The sequence below is a fragment of the Enhydrobacter sp. genome (assembly GCF_030246845.1).
Taxonomy (GTDB): Bacteria; Pseudomonadota; Alphaproteobacteria; order Reyranellales; family Reyranellaceae; genus Reyranella.
The window spans coordinates 1,640,001-1,661,941 of record NZ_CP126889.1 but is presented as its reverse complement, the minus strand read 5'-3'; the positions used below and the strand labels follow the sequence as shown (position 1 = coordinate 1,661,941).

Genomic DNA, 21,941 nt, shown 5'->3' with positions numbered 1-21,941 from the left:
CGGGGGTCACCGGCGATTTCCGGTTAGGGTTTGGTTGCGAGCTCCAACCTGCACGCGAGGAACCACCGATGACCGAAGAGATGATGGACCTGCGTTCGCTTGTCGAGAAGGCCCCTGACGCTGACGTTCTGCGCGAGATGATCGCCTTTGCTGCCGAGCGCCTGATGGAGATCGAGGTCGGTGCGCTGACCGGCGCCGCCCATGGCGAGAAGAGCGCCACGCGACTGGCCCAGCGCAACGGCTATCGCGACCGGGATTGGGAGACGCGGGCCGGCACGGTGGAGCTGCGCATCCCCAAGCTGCGCCGCGGCAGCTACTTCCCCAGCTTCCTCGAGCCGCGCCGCATGGCCGAGAAGGCCCTGACCGCGGTGATCCAGGAGGCCTACATCCAAGGCGTCTCCACCCGATCGGTCGACGACCTGGTCAAGGCCTTGGGCATGAGCGGCATCTCCAAGAGCCAGGTCAGCCGGCTGTGCGAGGAGATCGACCAGCGGGTGAAGGCCTTCCTCGACCGGCCGATCGAGGGCGACTGGCCCTATCTGTGGATCGACGCCACCTACGTGAAGGTGCGCCAGGCCGGCCGCATCGTCTCGGTCGCCGTCATCGTCGCCGTCGGCGTCAACGCCGACGGCCGGCGCGAGGTGCTGGGCATGGATATCGGCCCGTCCGAAGCCGAGACCTTCTGGACGGCGTTCCTCAGGAAGCTGACGCGCCGCGGCTTGCGCGGCGTCAAGCTGGTCATCTCCGACGCCCATGAAGGTATCAAGGCAGCGATCTCCAAGATCCTCACCGCCACCTGGCAGCGCTGCCGCGTCCACTTCATGCGCAACGCCTTGGCGCATGCCGGCCGAAGCGGACGCCGCGTGGTCTCGGCCTTCATCGCCACCGCCTTCGCCCAGGACGATGCCGAGCAGGCGCGTGCGCAGTGGCGGCGTGTCGCCGATCAGCTCCGACCCAAGGTCCCCAAGCTGGCTACCCTGATGGACGAGGCAGAGCCCGATGTGCTCGCCTACATGAGCTTCCCGGCACAGCACCGGGTCAAGCTGCACTCGATCAACCCCCTGGAGCGCCTCAACGGCGAGATCAAGCGCCGCACCGAGGTCGTCGGCATCTTCCCCAATGAAGCGGCCATCGTTCGACTCGTCGGGGCCATCCTGCTCGAGCAGAACGACGAGTGGGCCGTCCAGCGCTCCCGCTACATCACGCTGGAAAGCATCGCCCCCGTAAGCGATGATCCTCTCGTCGGGCTGCCTGCTGTGGCTGCCTGATCGATCCGGCTCACGCCGAAGATCGCTGTGCTGACTCAGCGCCAGCTACACCACGTCTCGGGGCACGATCCGTTCTTGCCCACGACATGCGCACTATAGGTGGCATCGTGGCAGGCGCATTCGTCGCCATCGTACTGATCCTCTGCCTTGATGCAGCGTTGTTCCGCTGCATACATATGAGTTGAGAAACCGGGAGCCCGAGTCCCGGCTCGACATTGCTGATCGCCTTGTGAGCTATCGCGAGGGTCGGCGGCAGCATGAAGTAACCGTTGGAGACGTCGGAACTCCTTATCGAAGGGCGGCAAGGCAGGCGGCATATGAAACACGGACGAGCGAGGTAGCAATGATCGGCCAGCTTTCTCTTCCTGACATAGACAACCTGTTGCACAATGAAGTGATCGCTCGAATTGGCTGTCATACCAACGGCTACACCTACATTGTGCCAGTGACGTACGCGTACGATGGCGAGGCCATCTTCGGATACTCACCGGAAGGCCTAAAGCTTACGATGATGCGCGAGAACCCAAAGGTATGTGTGGAGGTCGATCATATCGACGACCCTGCGAACTGGCGCTGTGTAATCGCGCACGGCATATTTCAGGAATTGTCCGGTGCCGCTACCGAGGAGGCTGTACGCAAGATCAGAGCGCGGTTTGTCTCGCAGAGGGTCAGTGCCACCGCTGTCCCCAGCCATGGTTTGGATCCGCATGCCAGGTCGCTCGGTCGTATACGGTTTTCCGCTTATCGCATTATTCTTGAAACCAAAACCGGGCGTTTTGAAAGGAGCGACCCGGTTGAGACGTCGAATCCGCCCTCCTAATCTGGAGAGGAATAGAACGAGCGCCGCAATGTCTTCCGGCTCCGCAGCACAGGATCGCCAAGCGCCTTCATCGTCACGAAGCAGCCGTGTCTTTTCTTTATCTGTGCCGGCTTTAAGCAAAGCCCCTTTTGCTCGGTTCACATTGATCTAGCTCAACTGCTGCACCGGAAGCCGCTTCCGTGACGTTTTGGGACCTTTTGGAAGCATCAAGCAGGGCGAATTGGCTCCCTCGTCGAGCCACCAGCGCAAGGCGCGGGCAGCGCTTGAAGAGCGTCTGACCGTTGGCATTGCTGCGATCGGTGCGCAGTCGGGAGCAAGATCGTCTTGTGCCGCGCGCCTATTGCTGACGTAGTCGATCAAGCGAGCGACTAACGTCGGTAAGCTCGACTGCCGCGGCGATGCAGAGAGCCACCGCGGCAGGAGCCGCCGACGCACCCCAATTAGCGACGCGGGGAAAATCCAACAAAGAAAGCCTATTGATCTGGCAACGCTTCGTCCAGCGGCTCGAGCATCAGGAGCCAAAACAAAATGGTGACCGCAGCGACCAGCATGACGTGAAGCGCGATTTACAAAGCCGATTGCAGGACCGGACCAGTGGTCACGCCATATAGGTCCAACGGCATTCCGAACCGGAAGCGAAGTCATCCACGCCAACCCAATGGCTTCCCGCCTGCAGGCTTGACGTCCAGCGGCGGATGTTTAGCGCCGAGGCAAGAGCCAAGCGACTGCTTTCATGAATTCGCATGGCGAGACGCGCCATGGCGATCGCGATGCTCCTCCTGGAACAGGAGTCGTTCGATCACCTCGCGCTCGCTCGCACCGACCTTTCCGGAGTCGAGCAGCGAGCGGTAGTGGGCGATGTTCTTGTCGCGAATGAAGGCTTCGACACTGTTGGGAGCAGATTCCCATTAAACGTAGCCATAGCCTGCGTGGGCGAAGAAGTTTTGGCAGTGGGCGGGATGGAAAGCGTTTAGGGCGTTGGCAGTGGCCACCTCGAGAGCTTCGATGGTGCGGGCGGCAGCCTTTCGGGCATGAGCCTTGAGCTTGGCGAAGGCGTTTTCGATGGGATTGAGGTCGGGGCTGTAGGGCGGCAGATAGAGCAGCCTTGCGCCTGCCGCTTCGATGGCCTGGCGAATGCCTGCGACCTTGTGGGCGGCCAGATTGTCCATGACGACGATGTCGCCGGGCCGCAAGGCCGGTGCCAGCATCTGCTCGCACCAAGCTCGAAAGACCTCGCCATCCATCGGCCCGTCGAGCAGCATCGGGGCGACGAAGCCGTTGAGGGTCAGGCCGCCGACGAAGGTGATGGTCTTCCAGTGCCCGTGCGGGATGGCGGCGCGGCAGCGCTGGCCCTTCGGGGCCCAGCCGCGCAAGCGCGCCATGTTGGTCGAGAGCCCGCTTTCATCGATGAAAACCAGGCACTCTGGATCGAGCTCGGGCTGCCTCTCGAACCAGCGCTGACGTGCGGCTTCTACGTCGGGACGGTTCTGTTCGCTGGCGTGAGCGGTCTTTTTTTATGCGTCTGGTCGTGGCGGTCGAGAAACTTCCAAACCGCCGTCCTCGCCACCCTCACGCCACGCTCCGCGGCAAGCCGGTCGACCATCTCGGCGAGCGTCGTGTCGGGCTTCTCCCTGACGAGGCCCAGGATGAACTCGGCATGGCCATCGAGCACCGAGCCCTTCGGCCTGCCCTGCCGCAGCGGCCGGACATCGCCCTGCGCGCGCTTGAGCCGACCCCAGGCACCCGCCGTCGCTATACCGATCGAAAACACTTCCGCCGCCTCTCGCGTCGACATCCCAGCCTCCAGGGCCGACACAACGCGCTCCCGCAGATCCAGCCCATAAGGCTTGCCCATCGACGCCTCCGCTCATGGCGAGGCGCAATCGAATCACTATCCCCTTCTCCGGGGAATCTAGAGGCTTCTGTGAGGTCGCGCAGGCCGATGGTTGGGTCACAGCAGGTCGCGACCTCATTGAAGCCGGATTGAACTGAACCGCTGGGAACCCACGAGCTATGGGTATTGTGTCGAGGCCGCCGCGATAGTGGCAGACGAATGCGACAGCAGGCGGGGACGGTGACGCGGTGGAAGGCGGGTTTGGAGCGGCGCAGGCGGCGGCCATCGCCGCGCCAGCGGCGAGGACGACGCGCTGACGAGGTGCAGGATCGGCGCCTGCGCGCAAGGGCGAGCGCCCATCGACTGATGGAACGCTGTGCGGGTTTGGATGATGGCGACAGAACGATGGCGTCTCATGAACTGTCGAACCAGCTGAGCAAGCGTTGTCGAGCAGGGCGCGGCAGCGGCCCGAGCAGCACCATGGTGCCACCACAGCATGGGCAGAGGTCGAGAGAACGACCAGTGAGCTGTCGATAGCGCTCGCGGTAGTCGGCTGGCGTAGGAGACTCAGGAGTTGGGGCGGCGAGAAGCTGTCGGCAGTGAACGAGCTTGGCGCGGCGATGGCCATTGGCCAGGAAGCCATAATGGCGGATGCGGTGGAAGCCGTCTGGCAGGGTATGCAAGAGGAAGCGGCGGATGAACTCGCTGGCGGCAAGGGTCATCATCTTGGCCTTGCCGTGGCGTCGGTAATCCCGCCAGCGGAAGCTGACCTGTCCCTGCTCGAGGCTGACAAGCCGACTGTTGGCAATGGCCACGCGATGGGTGTAGCGGCCGAGATAGGCGAGGACCTGGTCGGGGTGGCCGAAGGGTGGCTTGGCATAGACGACCCACTCGAGCTGGCGCAGCTCGTCGAGACGCCGCTCGAAGCCGGCCTGATCGGCCAGGCCGGCGAGATCACCGTAGAAGCCGAGGTCACCGGCGTCGAATGCCGTGCGAAGCTTCTCCAGGAACAGCCGCCGGAAGAACCGCGAGAGCACGCGCACGGGCAGGAAGAAGCCCGGCCGGCAGGCAACCCAACGCGTGCCATCGGGCGACAGCCCGCCGGCGGGAACGACGCAGTGGACATGGGGGTGATGCTGCAGGTTCTGACCCCAGGTATGCAGAACCGCGACCACGCCGATCTCGGCACCCAGGTGGCGTGGATTGGCGGCGATCGTGCACAGCGTCTCGGCAGCCGCCCGGAACAGGATGGCATAGACGGTCGCCTTGTTCTGGAAGGCGATCTCGGCCGCCGCAGCCGGCAGGGTGAACACGACGTGGAAGTACGGCACCGGCAGCAACTCGGCTTGCCGCTCCGCCAGCCACGCGGCACGGGCCAGGCCCTGGCACTTGGGACAGTGCCGGTTGCGGCACGAGTTGTAGGCGATGCGGACCAGCCCACAGTCCGCACAATGCTCGACATGACCGCCAAGTGCCGCCGTCCGGCAGAGCTCGATGGCGCTCATGACGCGTCGCTCGGTCAGTCCGAGGTGACCGGCATAGGCTCGACGATAGGCTTCGCCGTGGCGGCGGAAGATCTCCGCCACCTCCAGCCCAGGTGCCACGAGGTGTGCCCGTCAGCCGGGCGGCACCACGTCCAGGCGCAGCCGGTCGAGCGGGCTGGCCGTGTTGCGTATCGTCGTGGAAGCCACTCGGGTGTAGCGAGCGGTCGTCGACAGGTTGCTGTGGCCGAGCAGGACCTGGATGATGCGGATGTCGGTGCCAGCCTCCAGCAGGTGAGTCGCAAAGCTGTGGCGCAGCGTGTGCACCGTCACCCGCTTGGCCAAGCCCGCTGCCTTGCAGGCTGAACGGCAGGCGGCATGCAGGACTTGCGGATCGATCGGCCGGTTCTCATCACGGCCAGGGAACAGCCAATGGGGCGGCTGCACCAGGCGCCAGTAACCTCGCAAGATCGTCAGCAGCTGCGGCGACAGCATGGCATAGCGGTCCTTGGCACCCTTGCCCTCTTCGATCCGGATCATCATCCGGCTGCTGTCGATATCGCTGACCTTCAGCCGCACCGCCTCCGAGGCCCGCAGCCCGGCGGCATACGCCGTGGTCAGCGCCGTGCGGCTCTTCAAGCCAGGCACCGCTTCAAGAAAGCGGACAACCTCGTCCGCACTCAGCACCAACGGCAGCTTGCGAGGCTCGCGCGCATACGGGATGCGCTCCGGCAGTTCGCTCCGCCCCAGCGTCACGCCGTAGAAGAAGCGCAGCGCACAGACGATCTGATTGAGTGCCGGCCAGGAGATGCCGCGGGCAACCAGCTGCACCTGATAGGTGCGCACATCTTCGATATCCAATCGATCCGGCGAGCAACCAAAATACTGGCTGAACTTCGCCACCGCATGGAGGTACGATCGTTGCGTCGCCGGCGACAGATTGCGGACCGTCATATCCTCGGTCATGCGGCGGCGAAGAGGGCTCAACTCGGCCATCGGGGTTCTCCTGTCTGCAAGGGTGGGCTTCGACAACCCGCAATCCTTCAGACAGGAGCGCTCTCACGCCAATACAGAACCCCAAACACCGCGCCAGCGGTTTAGTTCAATCCCCTCCGACTCCCTTTTCCGCGAAAACGCTCTAGGCTTCCCATGCCGTGCGCTTCAATTTCTTTTGGACTCGTCGATGGGCACGACAGGCGATGCCGGTCCGCTATTGATCGACATCAAGGCCTCGATGCTGATCCTCGGCTTTTCTTTATCCTATATGCGAGGAAGGCCGCGGAATGAGCAGTTTTCTGTTTCGTTGTTCCATCACAGGAACCGTAGTGCAGGGCTTTGCGCCACTGCCAGTCGCACCAGCTCAGTACGTGAGCCAACCCTGTCCAGCCTGCGGGCGCATTCATATTATCGATCCAATAACAGGAAAGCTTGCCACAGGATCTCAACGCGACGAGCCAAAGGCGTAAGGATGAGGGCGTTGCCGAGCCTATTGAGCCTGTTGGCCAGTGCTTGCGCACTGGCGAGTGCCGGTTGCGCTACAGCAAACCCGTCGCCCGTGACGATCGTGGAGCCCGTCGCGACGCCACAACCGGAACCCAGTCCCTCTGGGCCAGCTATTCCCTCTCACGGCAAATTTGTCTTGGTCGACATCCGATCGTTCGAGCTGATCGCGCTGCAGGACGGTGCGCCTGTCCTGCGCAGTCGAGTGATCGTTGGTCGGCCGGATAGTCCAACGCCAGAGCTGGTCTCCTCGATGTTTGCTGTCGAATTCAATCCAGCCTGGACGCCGACGCCATCAATGGTTCGCAACGAGGGAGCCCACCACATTCCACCTGGGCCGCAGAATCCTCTCGGACGGATTTTGTTCGAGCTCGATAACGATCAGCTCGTTTATCTTCATGACACCAATGAGAAGCAACTCTTCAATCGGCCGCAGCGCGCCCTGAGCCATGGTTGCGTACGGGTGGAAAAGGCCCGGCAGCTGGCGGCCTGGGTGCTTGGTGTTTCCGTGGATGCGATAGACAGGATGGTCGCCGAAGGAAGGACCTATTCCGTTCCATTGCCGGAAAGGATTCAGGTCTCTCTCGCCTACGATACCCGCTTGCCCGACAAGGCCGGCCAGGTCCTTCTCGAGACCGACCAGATGCCGCGGACAACTCCCGTCACCATCGATCAAACTCGCCAAGGCTACGGTGGTTGACCACCGACCGCGCAGCCGGGGTCACCCACCATCAAAGGGCTAAAGAATCTGCCGTGCATCCTAGTATTCAGCAGCCTTCGAAGCATTGCTCACGCGGTTGCCGGTTCCTCGATGACATCTACTGGCATCTTTGGTCTGGCTGCCGCCGCCTTGCGAGTGCACCAGGACCCGGTTCCCTTGTACGCCCGGCTCCTCCTCTTGAAGGCCCGCGGCAACGTTCATACTCCCAACATCCGCAGAGAAAGGGGGACAATCAAGTTTGGAGAAACGCTTAGGCAAAAGCTGTGTGGCAGCTAAGGTCAAAACCCCTCAGGTCGCCCGCCATGTCTGCTTTCGACGTGATTCAGTGGTTTCTACCGCTTCGTCCGAGTGAGCCACTTGCGGACGAAAGAGGGACGCTTCCCTGCCATCCATTTGGACCGTTTCACAGGCGGCCCAGGGCGCTGATGAGAAGATGGCTGTCAAGACGCTTCCCAAGATGCGGCGCCTTGTGGAACGCCTCCTCGGGCAGCTGGCGGTCATCGTAACCCGTGGCGAGCGCGAACGGCACGCCGGCTGCCCAAAGCCTCTCGGCAACCGGCGTTGATCGATTGCAGCCTAAATTCACGTCAAGAATGGCGAAGTCCAGCTCTTCGCGATCGATGAGCGTGAGCGCACGTAAAACAGTCGGCGCGGGGCCGACAACGATACATCCGAGTCCGACCAGCATCTGCTCAATTTCCAGAGCGATCAAAAACTCATCTTCCACCACGAGAACGCGGAGGCCCGGCCGAATCGTGGTGACATCGCCATGCATGCGTCACCTTGAACATACGCCACACTTTCAGGAGATTGAAAACCAAGCCCTGGCGCGAAGGCCCTCTGGCGGGAACTCGATCTCCGCCCCGCCCTGCAGATCGTAGGCAAACGCACGCTCGATGAGCGTTGTTCCAAAGCCACGGCGCTTCGGCGCGCGAACGGGCGGCCCGCCGCTCTCTTGCCATGCCAGCTCCGCCCGGCTGTCCGCGCTGTCCTGCACGATGCGCCAGGTCAGTCCAATCCTTCCCTCCGCCGCAGATAGCGCGCCATATTTGACAGAATTGGTCGCAAGCTCGTGCAGGATGAGGCTGAGCGAGACCGCATGCCGCGCCTCGAGCGGCAGCGGCTCGCCCCTGATCTGGATCGCGGCGGCTCTCCTGGTCGCGGAAGGTTCCAGCGTCCGCTCGGCAAGCGTCGTCAGGTCGAAGCTGCCCCAGCGGCTTTCGATCACCAGGGTATGTGCCCTGACAAGGGCGTCCAGCCGGCCTATGAGCGTATTCTTGTACTGCTCGACCTCCGCGCCGCCACTACCTTGCGTCACGAGCGACCGGATCACCCCAAAGAGATTCTTGACCCGGTGGTTGAGCTCTGCGAGCAGAAGTTCCCGTTCCTCCTGGCCCCGCTTGTCCTCGGTGATGTCCTCGGCGATGACGACGGCGTGATCGACCTCTTTCGAGCCTTGAACAGGCGCTGCGCTGATCCGCAACCAGCGCTCCTGACCGTCAACCTCCGTCCGGAAATCGACACCGGGCGCCACGATCTCCCCGCGCAGCGCGCGGGAGCCAGGCCAATTCTCGGGATCGCTCTTGTCGGCGGGGTGCCACCGAGAGGTCTGATCGGAGTCGCGAAAAGGAATCAGTCCGGACGAAAGGCGCTCAAGGAGCGGGTTCTGCATAACCCATCGACCCTCCCGATCAATCAGACCGATACCGATCGGGGCGTGCTGCATCATCGAGGCCATTCGTGCCTCGCTCTCGCGGCGCGCCCGTTCGGCGCGGCGCGCCTCGGTCTGGTCCTCGATGGCGAGCAGGATGAGCTGCGTATGGTCGACCCGGCGCGCGTTCAACACCATGATCCTGTGACCGAGATCTTCGAAGTCGTGCTCGACCTCGAAGTCGTCGAAGGCGTCGTTGTCGGGCAGCACGTTCTCGAGCAGGTCGCGAAGCTCCGGGATGTCCCACTGCCCGTTGCCGAGCTCGTAGACCATCCGACCCTCCGTGGCGGAGGGATCGACTTTGAAGGTCTTGTAAAAAGTCTCGTTAGCGGTCCTCACGCGATGATCCCAGCCGAGGATCAGCAGTGCGTCGCGCGAGGCATCTACGACCTTCTCGGCGTACTCCTTCTCGGCTTCGAGCAGCCAGCGCGTGTCCTCCCGTTCGGTAATATCGTCGATCGTCAGGAAAATGGCTGGCCGCCGATCGACCCGCTCCAAGCGACGCGCGTTCAAGATCATCACCCGCCGGCCGATCCGCTCGAATTCGCGCTCGACCCTGAACTCATCGACCGACCCGTTGTTCGGCAGGATCTCTTCAAGAAGCTTCCGCAACTCGCCGATATCCCATTGCCTGTTTCCGAGCTCATAGATCAAGCGCCCCGTGATATCCGCCTGGTCGACCTGGAAAATCCGGTAAAAGGCGCGGTTGGCAATCTCGACGCGTAAGTCCTCGTTCAGCACCAGGGCGGGCTGGCGCATCGCGTCTACGATCGCCTCGGCATAACGGCGCACCTCGTCCGCTTGGTCGACGCCCGCGGAGGCCCGTTCGGCGGTGTTGTCTTGGTCGTAGACTCCGGGCATCTTCGCCTCCGGTCCATAACTCCGCTAAGAAGGTATTGGTTGCGGACCGCACCTACAAATGAGGGCGGCAAAGCCGCAGAAATGCCTTCCTCCGGTTATCGGGTTCCAATCGTAGCGGTCGCGCCGTCGTCGCCAACGCGATGACCTGCGGCCTTCAGTTCGGCCCGGAGCGTATCGGCCACCACTTGGCCGGCTGGGGACGTCATGTACAATTGCAAAGTGTGCCCTTTGGGTGTCGGCAAGGTCACGATTTCTGCTGTCTCCAGCTAGGGCGATTGGAGGCGCGATGGTTCAGTCACCTCGGACGATATTTGTCGCTGAACCCGGAATCCAGGAGCATCAGGTCGGCAAGGTAACGTTCCTCCAGTTGGCAACTCTGGATCTCGCGGCAACAGAGTATTTCGATCGTGCCCCGAGACGTGGTGTAGCTGGCGCTGAGTCAGCACAGCGATCTTCGGCGTGAGCCGGATCGATCAGGCAGCCACAGCAGGCAGCCCGACGAGAGGATCATCGCTTACGGGGGCGATGCTTTCCAGCGTGATGTAGCGGGAGCGCTGGACGGCCCACTCGTCGTTCTGCTCGAGCAGGATGGCCCCGACGAGTCGAACGATGGCCGCTTCATTGGGGAAGATGCCGACGACCTCGGTGCGGCGCTTGATCTCGCCGTTGAGGCGCTCCAGGGGGTTGATCGAGTGCAGCTTGACCCGGTGCTGTGCCGGGAAGCTCATGTAGGCGAGCACATCGGGCTCTGCCTCGTCCATCAGGGTAGCCAGCTTGGGGACCTTGGGTCGGAGCTGATCGGCGACACGCCGCCACTGCGCACGCGCCTGCTCGGCATCGTCCTGGGCGAAGGCGGTGGCGATGAAGGCCGAGACCACGCGGCGTCCGCTTCGGCCGGCATGCGCCAAGGCGTTGCGCATGAAGTGGACGCGGCAGCGCTGCCAGGTGGCGGTGAGGATCTTGGAGATCGCTGCCTTGATACCTTCATGGGCGTCGGAGATGACCAGCTTGACGCCGCGCAAGCCGCGGCGCGTCAGCTTCCTGAGGAACGCCGTCCAGAAGGTCTCGGCTTCGGACGGGCCGATATCCATGCCCAGCACCTCGCGCCGGCCGTCGGCGTTGACGCCGACGGCGACGATGACGGCGACCGAGACGATGCGGCCGGCCTGGCGCACCTTCACGTAGGTGGCGTCGATCCACAGATAGGGCCAGTCGCCCTCGATCGGCCGGTCGAGGAAGGCCTTCACCCGCTGGTCGATCTCCTCGCACAGCCGGCTGACCTGGCTCTTGGAGATGCCGCTCATGCCCAAGGCCTTGACCAGGTCGTCGACCGATCGGGTGGAGACGCCTTGGATGTAGGCCTCCTGGATCACCGCGGTCAGGGCCTTCTCGGCCATGCGGCGCGGCTCGAGGAAGCTGGGGAAGTAGCTGCCGCGGCGCAGCTTGGGGATGCGCAGCTCCACCGTGCCGGCCCGCGTCTCCCAATCCCGGTCGCGATAGCCGTTGCGCTGGGCCAGTCGCGTGGCGCTCTTCTCGCCATGGGCGGCGCCGGTCAGCGCACCGACCTCGATCTCCATCAGGCGCTCGGCAGCAAAGGCGATCATCTCGCGCAGAACGTCAGCGTCAGGGGCCTTCTCGACAAGCGAACGCAGGTCCATCATCTCTTCGGTCATCGGTGGTTCCTCGCGTGCAGGTTGGAGCTCGCAACCAAACCCTAACCGGAAATCGCCGGTGACCCCCGCAAGGCCGCTCCCTCGCTACGGCGCCATCAAACAGCGCGCTCGCTCGCGGCCTTGCTCTCCCCAGCTACACCACCATCCGGGACACGACCGAGTATTTCTATTGAAGGTGTTCGGTTGGGCGTTTCGGAGGATCAACTTCCAATCCGTGGACTACTCGCTAGCAACAATCAACGGTCAGAGAGTGGCAGGCTTGGTTTGTGCGGCCGCTTCGCAGGTCTACCGGCAGCACTCGCTAATCGGGCTTTTCGCAGTGACCGATGTCGATACTGCAAAGAAGGATGCATTGGAGCATGACGCAAAAGTTCTGGTCGAACCGCGCACGTTCCCGGATTTGGGGCGCGAAGCGGTGCTTGAGGATCCACAGGGCGCAGTCTTTTCTACCAGGCGGTCTTCGACTACCAGCTACTTGAGTTGCCGACGCAAGGGCACAGGCGGCACCTGATGTTTGCATCGAACGGCAATCCGAGGGCAAGTGCGCACTCGTTGCCTCCGGGTAGTGACGCCCTCCATCCTCACTGGCTTCAGTACATTCGTGTGGAGGATGCGGCCCAAGCGACGGAAAAGGTCCAGCAGCTAGGGGGACAAATCCTGATCCCGCCGCGCCTCGATTGGCATGGTGGCAAGGTCGCTGAAGTCGCCGATCCCACGGGAGCGGGTTTCGGATTGCTGGAATGGTAGGAAAAGGTATGGATGGGGCGCAGCCATGCCGTCCCCGCAGGTAGCACGTCAGCGCGCCGTGTCACGCCAGAGAGATGGCCGGCGGAGCCCATCTCTGCTGCACGATTTCCTGATCAGCCATGTATGTCCGCATCACAATGAAGAGGCCGCCGCTCCGAGTGCTAGGCAGCCAGTTCGCCTGCTTGCCTCGCCCAGGTGAAGTGGTCTGAATGTAGATCGTCAGGCCGCCGTCCAGATCCGTCTTCAATCCCAGTGTAACGCTCTCAGCACTCGAGTCGTGTACACGAGATCCATCACGTCTACCGAAATGACGCCGGGATAAGGATTGAGCTACGCGATAGAGTCGCTAGTTGACGTGAAGAGCCGCAGTTGGTTTTGACCGCGTTTGCCCCTTCATCGCCATGCGGTAGCGCTTTTGTGAAGCGCGACGTGCTGTGCAAACGGCTGATGCGCATCGACGTCCGCGCTTCTTAAGTGTGTGGCCGTTGCTTAAACTGCTAAATGTCTCATCTCGTCGATGTAGAGAAGATCGATGCGGACAACACTTGCTTTTGGAGCCGGCGCGAACTCTATCGTCAAGTCGGTTGGTCGGGTGTTCGAAGTGCTTGAAGCTTTCAATGAAGTCCGCAAGCCGATGCTGGCCACCGACATCGCCAAACGCTTGAGCTACCCGGCATCGAGCACATCCGCTCTGCTGAAGAGCATGGTCAGGCTCGGTTACTTGAGCTTCGACCGGCGCGACCGCAGGTATTTCCCCACAATTCGTATTGCCATCGTCTCGGAGTACCTGCACGGAGCGCTGTTCGGCCATGGCAGCCTGATGGCGCTGATGGGCGATCTGCACAGCCTGATCGGCGAGACCATCATCCTCGGCGTCCGCAAGGACCTCGAGGCGCAGTATGTCCACACAATCCCGGGAATCTACCCGATCATGCTCAACGTTCCGCCTGGGACCGTGCGGCCGCTGCATCGCTCCGGCATGGGCTGGGCATTGCTGAGCAAATGCGATGATGCCGAAGTGCGGGCCCTCGCCGACCGGGTCAACGCCACCGGGCGCGAGAAGCCGGTCGACTACAGGAAGCTCATGGCCATCCTCAAGGAGGTGAGGAGGCTCGGCTATGCCCGCTCCTATGGCACGTACGTGGCGGGAAGTGGCATCATAGCAATGAGCCTGCCCGGCACGCCACACGACCGCCAGGTGGCCGTCGGCGCTGGCGGGCCGGTCGACAGGCTCCAGTCACGCGAGCGCGAGATCGTGCGCTTGATGCGGGCCGCGATCGACCGACATTTCGGCAAGCCATAACGGCACGTCATCTCATCGTGCCGGGCAACCAGGTCACGATGTGCGGAAAGATCGAGATGGCGAACATCATGCTGATCATGATCACGATGTAAGGGATGACGCTGATCGACATTCGCCCGATGTGGACTTTTCCGATTCCCGACAGTGCATAGAGGTTGATGCCGAAAGGCGGGTGGATTTGCGCCACCTCGACGGCCAGCACAACGAAGACGCCGAACGCGAGCGGGTCCATGCCGATCGCCTTGGCTAGCGGGAACATGATCGGCACCGACACCAGCATCATCGATGTCGCTTCGAGGAAGGTGCCGAGCAGGATGTAGATCAGCACCATCAGCGTCACGACCTCGAGATAGTCTAGTCCCGAGGAGGACACCAGATCGACCACCATCTGCGGCAGCCCGGTCAGCGTGAAGAACTCGGTCAAGGCCTGGCCGAAGGCGATCATCATGAAGATCATGACGCTGGTGCGCGTCGCTTTCATGGTCGCGCTCCAGAAATGCTCCCAGCTGAGCGTGCGGGTGAACAGGCCAACTGCGATCACATAGGTGACCGCCAGCGCCGCGACTTCGGTCGGCGTGGCGAGGCCACTGTAGATGCTGGCCAGGACGCCGAGCGGCAGCAGCAGCACGAGGAAGGCTTCGCGTGTTATCCGAATGCGGTCGCTCCAGCTCATGGGCATCGGATCGGAGCGCACGCCGGAGAAGAAGATGGCGTAAAGCGCCATAAGGCCGGCGACAAGGACGCCCGGTACGGCCCCGGCTATGAACAGTTGGGCGATCGACTGTTCGGTCAGCACGCCGAAGATGATCATGGCGATGCTGGGCGGGATCAGGATGCCGAGGGTGCCGCCGGCGGCAATCAGGGAGCCGCTGAAATGCGGGGTATAGCCACCGCGGACCAGAGCCGGGAAAGCGACCAGGCCGATCGTGACGGCGGTTGCCACCGATGAGCCGCATATCGCCGCGAAGATGGCGCAAGCCACTACCGTTGCCACGCCGAGTCCGCCCGGGACCGCACCGACCCAGGCGCGAGCGAACTTGAACAGCTTCTCGTTCAGCCCCGCCACCTCCATGAGCGTGCCGGCATAGATGTAGAGCGGGACGGCGATCAGCAGGAAGTTGCCCAGCGCCTGGTATACCGTAAGGCCAAGGTTGAGGAGCGGCGTGTTGCTCTCGTCGAGCAGCCATACGCCACTGAGCGCTGCGATCCCCATGGCGCCGAAGATCGGCGTGCCGGCGATCACCAGGGCGAAGAAAAATAGAAGGATGCCTACGGCGATCATCGGCGTTCCTGTCGGATGCGGCGGACAAGCGCCACGATCCGGGCGACCAGCGCCAGCAGCAGCGCAACGAAACCCAGGAGCAGCACGAGCTGCGGCACTGCAAGCGGAGCGCCAACGATGGTCGACGAGCGCAGCCCGTACTTGAGCGAATTGTCGACCAGAGCCAGCAGGCCCCAGCACAGACCGGCGACCAGCGCAGTCACCAGTGACCAGACTACCAATCCGACCCATCGGTGAGTGCGTGGCTGGAGCAGGTCGATCACCAGGTGCATGGCGAAGTGCTCGTTGTGGCGCAGGGTCTCGGCCGCGCCCAGCACGGCGACGCCGATCACCATGTAGCCGGCAACCTCGGTGGCCCAATCGGTCGGGTGGCCCAGAAAGCGGGCGAACACGTCGTAGGTCACAATCACGGTGATGACGATCAGCATCACGCCGCCGAGATACGCGCCCCAGCGGCTGATGCTGCCTACCAGCTTGAAGAAGAGGCCCCGCTCGGGAATCTCCGGCGCCTCTTCCGCCTCTAGTCTCACTTGCCGGCGCTCGCGGCGAGGATTGGCGCCATGATCTCCTTGCTGAATTCCTTGCCCTTGGCGAGAAGGGGCGCCGTCGCCTTGGCCCACTGTGCAAACTCCGGCATTGTGGGATCGAGCAGCGTCACCTCCATGCCCTTCTGGCGATACTCGTCAGCAAGCCCGGCGCGGTCCTTGATGATCGCCGCCCGGCAGATCAGCTCGGCTTCGCGGATCGCCTTGGCGATGGTCTCGCGGTCGGCGGCGGAGAAGCTGTTCCACCATTGCAGGTTGGCGGCGAAGGCCTGCATGCCGGTGCCGGTGAACGCGCCCGGGACGATGGCGAACTTGGTGACCTCGTAGACGCGCTGCGACTGGATCCCCTGGAAGCCGATGACCGCAGAATCGATCGTGCCGTGCTGCAGCGCCGTATAGACCTCGGCGAAGGGAATGGCGACCGGCGAGCCGCCCAATACCTTGACCAGTTCCGCATGCATCTCGGCTGGTGCGCGCATGCGCAGACCCTTGACATCCGTCGGCGCCAAAATCTTCTTCGATGACACGATCGCCGGTGGGCCGATATCGGTCATGGCGAGCAAGGTGGCGCCCTTGGTGCGGAACTCCTTGTCGAGCACCTCCTTGAAGCCGCCCGGCTCGTCGCACGCCTTGGCGACCTGCTCCATGGTCATGGCCACTGGCAGCGACAGCGCGCCGACATCCTTGATCAACCCCGACCAGCCCTGCACGGTGATCCAGCCGAACTTCACCTTGCCGGTCGGGATCGCGATCGGCATGTCGACGTCCTGCGCCAGCTGGCCTGCGGGATAGTGCTTTACAGTGATGCGCCCTTTGGTTTCGCGCTGCAGTGCCGCCTGAAGCGGTCCCAGGAACTGGACGATGTTGATGTGTGTCGGGCTGCCCCAGGTCGCGAGGGGGATGACGATCTTGGCCTGCGCGCGCACCACTGCCGGAGCGGCGAGCGGCAGGGCGGCTAGTCCCGCCAGTAGCGGCCGGCGCCGCAGCGTGATCCTGTTCATTGGTTTTCCTCCCCTTGTTGGTTGGCCATCGTTTGGTTGGCGAATGTGACGGTCGCAAATCCGACCTCTCAAGGCACGCTCTCGCAACCCAGCCATGCGCGTTCACATATGTGAATGCATACGTCGCATTCTCCGAAATCGATTGAAGGGGCAGCGGCTCGGCCCGCAGTCTTTCGCTCAGGAAAGAAGGAGGAACCGATGGGCGAGGGCAGGTTGATCATCCGCGGCGGCACCATGGTCGACGGCACCGGCGCCGAGCCGCGCGAAGCCGATGTCGCGATCGAGGGCGGCCGCATTGTCGCAGTGGGCCGGGCGGCAGGCCGCGCCGACGAGGAGATTGACGCCAAGGGCCTGCTCGTCACGCCTGGGTTCGTCGACATTCACACGCACTATGATGGCCAAGCGACATGGAGCAGTCGCATCGCACCCTCCTCATCGCATGGCGTCACTACGGCGATCATGGGCAATTGCGGTGTCGGCTTTGCGCCCTGTCGGCCCGGGGAGCGCAATATGCTGGTCCGCCTGATGGAGGGCGTCGAGGACATCCCTGGCGTCGTGCTTGAAGAAGGTCTGCCGTGGGGCTGGGAATCTTTCCCCGACTATCTCGATGCGCTGGCGAAGCGCCAGTTCGACATCGATCTCGGCACGCAGGTTCCGCACGCAGCGCTCCGCATCTATGTTATGGGCGAGCGCGCTGCCAAACGCGAGCCCGCCACCGAGGCAGATGCGGAGGCAATGGCCCGTCTTGCTGCCGAGGGCGTCCATGCCGGCGCGCTCGGCTTTTCGACCTCGCGCACACTCGCGCATCGCAGCAGCGACGGTATGCCGACGCCGACGCTCCATGCCTACGAACCGGAGCTCGCCGCCATCGCCGAGGCGATCGGGCGAACCGGCCGCGGCGTGCTGCAGGTCGTAACCGACCATCCCTCAGACGATGGCGAGTTCGCCATGCTGAGCGGCCTTGCCCGCCGCTCCGGCCGGCCATTGTCGATCTCGCTCGGGCAGGCCGACCGCGCGCCCGACCGCTGGCGCCATGCGCTCGAGCTGATCGAGCGTGCAGTGGATTCGGGCCTCCCGATCAAGGCCCAGGTTTGCGGTCGTGCCGTCGGCTTGGTCTACGGCCTGGAACTGTCGCTCAATCCGTTCTCGAGCCATCCGAGCTGGGGCGCGATCGGCGACGTGGCGCTCGCGCAGAAGGTCGCGGCGATGCGTGACCCGGCCTTCAAGGCACGGTTGCTCGCCGAACAACCGGCCGACCGGGCCAGCGGGGAGCGCCTGTTCAACTTCGAGCGGATTTATCCTTTCGCCGAGCGGCCTGATTACGAGCCGCCGGCCTCCGACAGCATCGCCGGCCGCGCCCAGGCTCTCGGCCGTGACCCGGCCGAGTTGGCGTACGAGATGCTGCTCGAGCGTGACGGCCGCGCCACGTTCTATCGCCCCCTGCTCAACTACGCCGCCGGCAACCTCGACGCCTGTGCCGAGATGCTCGGCCATCGCGACAGCCTGGTCAGCCTGGGCGACGGCGGTGCCCATTACGGTTTCATCTGCGACGCCAGCCTGCCTACCTTCATGCTTGCCCACTGGACGCGCGACCGCCGCCACGGCCGCCGCTTCTCGGTTCAAGAAATGGTCAAGGCGCTGAGCCACGACAATGCCCGCGCCGTCGGCCTCACCGACCGCGGTGTGATCGCGCCTGGCGCCAAGGCCGACCTCAACGTCATCGACTACGATCGGCTGCAGCTTCATGCACCGCGTGTCAGCTACGATCTGCCGGCCGGCGGCCGCCGCCTGCTGCAGGACGCCACCGGCTACCGCGCCACCATCGTTGCCGGAATCGTCACGCAACGGGATGACCAGCCAACTGGCGCACTGCCAGGCAGACTGGTGCGCGGAGGAGGGGGCTGATGGCCATGGACGGCAGTCCCGCAACGCCCCTTGAGCTCCCCTTGCACGAGCCGCGCCCGACCGGCGCGCCGACAGCACTCGACGGCGTCTTGGTCGCCGATTTCTCGCGAGTACTGGCCGGCCCAGTCTGCACGCAACTACTCGCCGATCTCGGCGCTCGCGTTATCAAAATCGAGCATCCCGACGGCGACGATATGCGCCACGCCAGTCAGGCTTCAATCGGCGGCTTGACGTCCGCCTTCTTGGCGCTGAATCGTGGCAAGCAAAGCCTTGTGCTCGATCTCGCCACCGCGGCCGGGCATGAAGTGGCCATCGACCTGGTGCGCCGTGCCGATGTGCTCGTCGAGAACTTCACGCCTGGCGTCATGAAGCGCCTGAAACTCGACTACGATGCAATCGCAAAGATCAATCCACGGTTGGTGTATTGTTCGGTCTCCGCTTATGGCCAGACGGGCGCCGCCGCGCGCCGATCAGGCTACGATCCGGTGATCCAGGCCGAGAGCGGCCTCATGTCGCTCAACGGCTTCGCTGACCGCCCGCCTGTGCGTATCGGCCCGCCGGTGGTTGATGTCTCGACCGGCATGATGGCCTGCAATGCGGTGCTGGCCGGCCTGCTCGCTCGCCAGCACACGGGCTGTGGCCAGCACGTCGAGGTGGCGCTGTTCGATACCGCAGCCAATCTCGGCGCGCTCTACGGTATGTCCTACCTCGTCGACGGCAACGTCCCTGGCCGCTTCGGGCAGGCGCCGCCTGGTGCCGCGCCGGTCGGCCTGTTCCAGGCAAGCGACGGACCGTTCTACCTTTGCATCGTCAACGACCGGCTGTTCCGACGCCTCGCGACCGACGTGTTGGGTCGACCCGAGCTTGCCGGCGATCCGCGCTTCGCGACCAATCGGGCACGCACCGCCAATCGGACCGCGTTGTTTGCGGCGCTGGAGACCGCCTTTGCCGCTCGACCGCGCGATGAGTGGATGTCCCGTTTGCAGGCGGCCAATGTGCCGGCCGGCCCGATGCGCACCCTGGCCGAGGCCTTTGCCAGCCCCGAGATGGCGGCAAGGGGCCTCGCCCGGTCGTTGCCGCACGATACCGCGGGCAGCGTGCCCAACATTGGCCCGCCGTTCCGTTTCTCCCACACGCCGACCGCCGCGCCAGCGCCGGCGCCGGCACTCGGCCAACATACGAAGATCGTCCTCTCGGAGGTACTCGGCTACGACACGGCGCGCTGCACTGCGCTCGCCGGCGGCGGTGCGTTCGGGAAGATGCAGGACGAAACAGACGGAGGAGATCGCCATGAATGACGGCGCCATCGGCAGCAAAATTCCCGACGCCTTCCTGTCCGTCCGACCCGAGTGGCTTGCCCTGCAGGCCGACGAGCCCGCCCTCGAGCCGGATCTGCCGATCGTTGACCCGCATCATCACCTGATGGACATGCGCGGCCATCAGTACATGCTGCCCGACTTCCTGGCCGACGTTGCGACCGGGCATCGGCTGGTGGCCTCGCTCTTCGTCGAGTGCCGCGTCTTCTATCGCCCATGGGGGCCGGACGACCGCAAGTCCCTGGGTGAGACCGAGTTCGTCAACGGCGTGGCGGCAATGAGCGCCAGCGGCGTGTACGGTCAGCCGCGCGCCTGTGCCGGCATCATCGGCAATGTCGATCTGCGCTTCGGCGACCGCGCCCGAGCCGCGCTCGAGGCGCACATGGCGGCAGCTGGCGGACGCTTTCGCGGCATCCGCAATGTCGCAGCATGGCACAAGGACGGCTTGCGGGCGACCAGCGCCAATCCGCCGCCCGGTCTCCTGCTCGATCGCGAGTTCCGCAAGGGCTTTGCGGCGCTGGCCCCGCTTGGCCTGACATTTGACGCCTGGCTGTTGCACACCCAGCTCTCCGACCTGATCGATCTGGCGCGCGCCTTTCCCGACACCACCATCATTTGCGACCACATTGGCGGTCCTGCCACCTTCGGCCCATACGCAGGCAAGCGTGACGAAGTGTTTGCCGATTGGAGCCGGTCCATGCGCGAGCTGGCGCGCTGCCCCAACGTCAACGTGAAGCTCGGCGGCATGGGCATGCATGTCCTGGGTTTCGACTTCCCGAACCGCCCGCGTCCGCCCTCGTCTGCCGAGCTGGCCGAGGCGTGGAAGCCCTATGTCGACCTATGCCTCGACGCCTTTGGCACGCGCCGGGCCATGTTCGAAAGCAACTTCCCGGTCGACAAGGGAACCTGCAGCTGGCTGGTGCTCTGGAACGCCTTCAAGCGCCTGGCGGCCGGCGGCTCGGTCGAGGAGAAGCGGGCATTGTTCCATGATAGTGCTTGCCGGATCTACGGCCTCGATCTCGCCGCCCAAGGCATCGTGGTTGAGCGGGTCGTAGCACGTGCGTGAAGTAGCTGTCGCCGACGGCACCCTGGCCTGGGACGTCCTCGAACTTGCACCGCCCTGGCTGGCCACCCCGAGCACGGTAATCCTGCATCACGGGCTGGGCACCAGCGCGGACATGTGGAGCGAATGGCTCCCACGTCTCGCCATGCACCATCGTGTCGTGCGCTTCGACATGCGGGGCTGCGGCCGTTCGAGCGCCCTCAAGCGTGCCGCAAAGCTCGACCTGGAGCTGTTCCGCGATGACGTGTTGGCGGTGGCCGATACCTCTGGCACCCAACGCTTCCATCTGATCGGCGAATCGTTAGGCGGCACCGTCGCGCTGTTCACTGGCGCGACGTGTCGGGAGCGGCTGCTGTCGATCACGACCATCTCGTCCCCACATCGGGGGACCCGGATGCGTATCCTGGAGGGGTGGCAACAGTTGGCGGACAGCCCAGAAAGTATGCGCGCATGGTCGGAGCGGATGATGGCCTACCGCTTCTTTGACGGGGCTGTGTCGCCTGAAGCTTTGAATTGGTTTCAGACCCTGCAGGATCGCACCGATCCGGCTCTGGTCCGCGGCATCGCGAAGCTAGTGAGGAACATGGACCTAACGCCGCTGCTGCGTGATCTGGATTTGCCTGTACTGCTTATTGCCCCCGACTCCAGCCCTTTCGTCGAGTCTGAGCTCGTATCCGAGCTGCACGGCATCTTGCCCAGAAGCTCGCTGCAGATCTTTGCCGGTACACGACACGGGCTAGCGTTCTCGCACGCTGCGGCGTGTGCCGACTTGTTTGCTACATTCTCGGCGACGTTGCGGTTGAATTCGGCGTGACAGCGCATTGGTTCGCAGCGAGGCAACGGATCTGCTCGCCGACAGCTCTGTCTTGGCATTGCTCCTGCTGTGACTGGCGGCGCTTCCCTGCCGAGC

Annotated in this window: 17 protein-coding genes and 2 pseudogenes; 9 read left to right on the top strand and 10 right to left on the bottom strand. The window is 63.7% G+C overall.

Annotation, left to right across the window (positions count from 1 at the left end; all coding sequences use genetic code 11):
• Nucleotides 1-68 precede the first annotated feature (68 nt).
• Nucleotides 69-1,268: an IS256 family transposase gene (locus tag OJF58_RS08365; RefSeq protein ID WP_300779380.1), complete on the top strand. Its 1,200-nt coding sequence runs from the start codon at nt 69-71 to the stop codon at nt 1,266-1,268.
• Nucleotides 1,269-1,611: 343 nt separating this feature from the next.
• On the top strand, nt 1,612-2,088 hold the full coding sequence (locus tag OJF58_RS08360) for a pyridoxamine 5'-phosphate oxidase family protein (RefSeq protein WP_300783454.1): 477 nt from the start codon (nt 1,612-1,614) through the stop codon (nt 2,086-2,088).
• A gap of 908 nt (nt 2,089-2,996) precedes the next feature.
• On the opposite strand, the gene OJF58_RS08355 is transcribed toward OJF58_RS08360, so the two are convergent.
• The 3 genes from OJF58_RS08355 to OJF58_RS08345 all read right to left on the bottom strand — a co-directional run bounded on the left by OJF58_RS08355 (nt 2,997) and on the right by OJF58_RS08345 (nt 6,399).
• A protein-coding gene (locus OJF58_RS08355) for an IS630 family transposase (protein ID WP_300783452.1) occupies nt 2,997-3,943 on the bottom strand; the annotation gives its coding sequence in 2 pieces (ribosomal slippage) (nt 2,997-3,602 and nt 3,605-3,943; 945 coding nt in all).
• Between the two features lie 392 nt (nt 3,944-4,335).
• Entirely contained in the window at nt 4,336-5,526 is a 1,191-nt protein-coding gene (locus tag OJF58_RS08350) for an IS91 family transposase (RefSeq protein WP_300779416.1), read from the bottom strand.
• Between the two features lie 12 nt (nt 5,527-5,538).
• A complete protein-coding gene (locus tag OJF58_RS08345) occupies nt 5,539-6,399 on the bottom strand; it encodes a tyrosine-type recombinase/integrase (protein ID WP_300779415.1) in 861 nt (286 codons plus the stop codon).
• A 643-nt stretch (nt 6,400-7,042) separates the two neighbouring features.
• Between OJF58_RS08345 and OJF58_RS08340 the strand changes: the two genes are divergently transcribed.
• Complete coding sequence (locus OJF58_RS08340; protein ID WP_300783450.1) at nt 7,043-7,603, top strand: L,D-transpeptidase family protein; 561 nt, start codon at nt 7,043-7,045, stop codon at nt 7,601-7,603.
• Between the two features lie 424 nt (nt 7,604-8,027).
• Here the strand turns inward: OJF58_RS08340 and OJF58_RS08335 are convergent, their stop codons facing one another.
• The 3 genes from OJF58_RS08335 to OJF58_RS08325 all read right to left on the bottom strand — a co-directional run bounded on the left by OJF58_RS08335 (nt 8,028) and on the right by OJF58_RS08325 (nt 11,869).
• Nucleotides 8,028-8,399, bottom strand: coding sequence for a hypothetical protein (locus tag OJF58_RS08335; RefSeq protein ID WP_300783448.1), 372 nt, complete (start codon nt 8,397-8,399; stop codon nt 8,028-8,030).
• Nucleotides 8,400-8,426: 27 nt separating this feature from the next.
• Nucleotides 8,427-10,196: a PAS domain-containing protein gene (locus tag OJF58_RS08330; protein WP_300783446.1), complete on the bottom strand. Its 1,770-nt coding sequence runs from the start codon at nt 10,194-10,196 to the stop codon at nt 8,427-8,429.
• 473 nt (nt 10,197-10,669) lie between these two features.
• Nucleotides 10,670-11,869: an IS256 family transposase gene (locus OJF58_RS08325; RefSeq protein ID WP_300779380.1), complete on the bottom strand. Its 1,200-nt coding sequence runs from the start codon at nt 11,867-11,869 to the stop codon at nt 10,670-10,672.
• Between the two features lie 456 nt (nt 11,870-12,325).
• Between OJF58_RS08325 and OJF58_RS27120 the strand changes: the two are divergent.
• Nucleotides 12,326-12,616 (top strand): annotated as a pseudogene (locus OJF58_RS27120) (VOC family protein); the annotation flags it as partial.
• 61 nt (nt 12,617-12,677) lie between these two features.
• On the opposite strand, the pseudogene OJF58_RS27115 reads toward OJF58_RS27120, so the two are convergent.
• Nucleotides 12,678-12,878: pseudogene (locus OJF58_RS27115) on the bottom strand (DUF1214 domain-containing protein); the annotation flags it as partial.
• 270 nt (nt 12,879-13,148) lie between these two features.
• Between OJF58_RS27115 and OJF58_RS08320 the strand changes: the two are divergent.
• Nucleotides 13,149-13,919, top strand: a complete 771-nt coding sequence (locus tag OJF58_RS08320) for an IclR family transcriptional regulator (RefSeq protein ID WP_300783444.1) — start codon at nt 13,149-13,151, stop codon at nt 13,917-13,919.
• 7 nt (nt 13,920-13,926) lie between these two features.
• On the opposite strand, the gene OJF58_RS08315 is transcribed toward OJF58_RS08320, so the two are convergent.
• The 3 genes from OJF58_RS08315 to OJF58_RS08305 are packed head-to-tail and all read right to left on the bottom strand — an operon-like array spanning nt 13,927 to nt 16,747.
• Nucleotides 13,927-15,201, bottom strand: coding sequence for a TRAP transporter large permease (locus OJF58_RS08315; RefSeq protein WP_300783442.1), 1,275 nt, complete (start codon nt 15,199-15,201; stop codon nt 13,927-13,929).
• Nucleotides 15,198-15,731, bottom strand: a complete 534-nt coding sequence (locus OJF58_RS08310) for a TRAP transporter small permease subunit (RefSeq protein WP_300783440.1) — start codon at nt 15,729-15,731, stop codon at nt 15,198-15,200. The genes OJF58_RS08315 and OJF58_RS08310 overlap by 4 nt, the downstream gene beginning before the upstream one ends.
• Nucleotides 15,728-16,747, bottom strand: coding sequence for a TRAP transporter substrate-binding protein (locus OJF58_RS08305; protein ID WP_300783438.1), 1,020 nt, complete (start codon nt 16,745-16,747; stop codon nt 15,728-15,730). Before OJF58_RS08305 ends, OJF58_RS08310 begins: the two co-directional genes overlap by 4 nt.
• A gap of 198 nt (nt 16,748-16,945) precedes the next feature.
• Between OJF58_RS08305 and OJF58_RS08300 the strand changes: the two genes are divergently transcribed.
• From OJF58_RS08300 to OJF58_RS08285, 4 genes are read left to right on the top strand one after another with little or no spacing between them, the layout of a single operon-like run.
• Nucleotides 16,946-18,652 carry an amidohydrolase family protein gene (locus OJF58_RS08300; RefSeq protein WP_300783436.1) on the top strand — a complete coding sequence of 569 codons (1,707 nt, stop codon included), beginning with the start codon at nt 16,946-16,948 and terminating at the stop codon, nt 18,650-18,652.
• The gene (locus tag OJF58_RS08295; RefSeq protein ID WP_300783434.1) at nt 18,652-19,950 is read left to right on the top strand and encodes a CoA transferase; all 1,299 of its coding nucleotides are present in this window, start codon (nt 18,652-18,654) and stop codon (nt 19,948-19,950) included. Before OJF58_RS08300 ends, OJF58_RS08295 begins: the two co-directional genes overlap by 1 nt.
• Nucleotides 19,943-21,034: an amidohydrolase family protein gene (locus OJF58_RS08290; protein ID WP_300783432.1), complete on the top strand. Its 1,092-nt coding sequence runs from the start codon at nt 19,943-19,945 to the stop codon at nt 21,032-21,034. Before OJF58_RS08295 ends, OJF58_RS08290 begins: the two co-directional genes overlap by 8 nt.
• A complete protein-coding gene (locus tag OJF58_RS08285; RefSeq protein WP_300783430.1) occupies nt 21,027-21,845 on the top strand; it encodes an alpha/beta hydrolase in 819 nt (272 codons plus the stop codon). Before OJF58_RS08290 ends, OJF58_RS08285 begins: the two co-directional genes overlap by 8 nt.
• Nucleotides 21,846-21,941 lie beyond the last annotated feature (96 nt).

What these genes read in the sequence shown, in the direction of transcription:
- OJF58_RS08365 (WP_300779380.1), top strand. Translation starts at nt 69, where the DNA reads ATGACCGAAGAGATGATGGACCTGCGTTCGCTTGTCGAGAAGGCCCCT.
- OJF58_RS08360 (WP_300783454.1), top strand. Translation starts at nt 1,612, where the DNA reads ATGATCGGCCAGCTTTCTCTTCCTGACATAGACAACCTGTTGCACAAT.
- OJF58_RS08345 (WP_300779415.1), bottom strand. Translation starts at nt 6,399, where the DNA reads ATGGCCGAGTTGAGCCCTCTTCGCCGCCGCATGACCGAGGATATGACG.
- OJF58_RS08335 (WP_300783448.1), bottom strand. Translation starts at nt 8,399, where the DNA reads ATGCATGGCGATGTCACCACGATTCGGCCGGGCCTCCGCGTTCTCGTG.
- OJF58_RS08330 (WP_300783446.1), bottom strand. Translation starts at nt 10,196, where the DNA reads ATGCCCGGAGTCTACGACCAAGACAACACCGCCGAACGGGCCTCCGCG.
- OJF58_RS08325 (WP_300779380.1), bottom strand. Translation starts at nt 11,869, where the DNA reads ATGACCGAAGAGATGATGGACCTGCGTTCGCTTGTCGAGAAGGCCCCT.
- OJF58_RS08320 (WP_300783444.1), top strand. Translation starts at nt 13,149, where the DNA reads ATGCGGACAACACTTGCTTTTGGAGCCGGCGCGAACTCTATCGTCAAG.
- OJF58_RS08315 (WP_300783442.1), bottom strand. Translation starts at nt 15,201, where the DNA reads ATGATCGCCGTAGGCATCCTTCTATTTTTCTTCGCCCTGGTGATCGCC.
- OJF58_RS08305 (WP_300783438.1), bottom strand. Translation starts at nt 16,747, where the DNA reads ATGAACAGGATCACGCTGCGGCGCCGGCCGCTACTGGCGGGACTAGCC.
- OJF58_RS08300 (WP_300783436.1), top strand. Translation starts at nt 16,946, where the DNA reads ATGGGCGAGGGCAGGTTGATCATCCGCGGCGGCACCATGGTCGACGGC.
- OJF58_RS08295 (WP_300783434.1), top strand. Translation starts at nt 18,652, where the DNA reads ATGGCCATGGACGGCAGTCCCGCAACGCCCCTTGAGCTCCCCTTGCAC.
- OJF58_RS08290 (WP_300783432.1), top strand. Translation starts at nt 19,943, where the DNA reads ATGAATGACGGCGCCATCGGCAGCAAAATTCCCGACGCCTTCCTGTCC.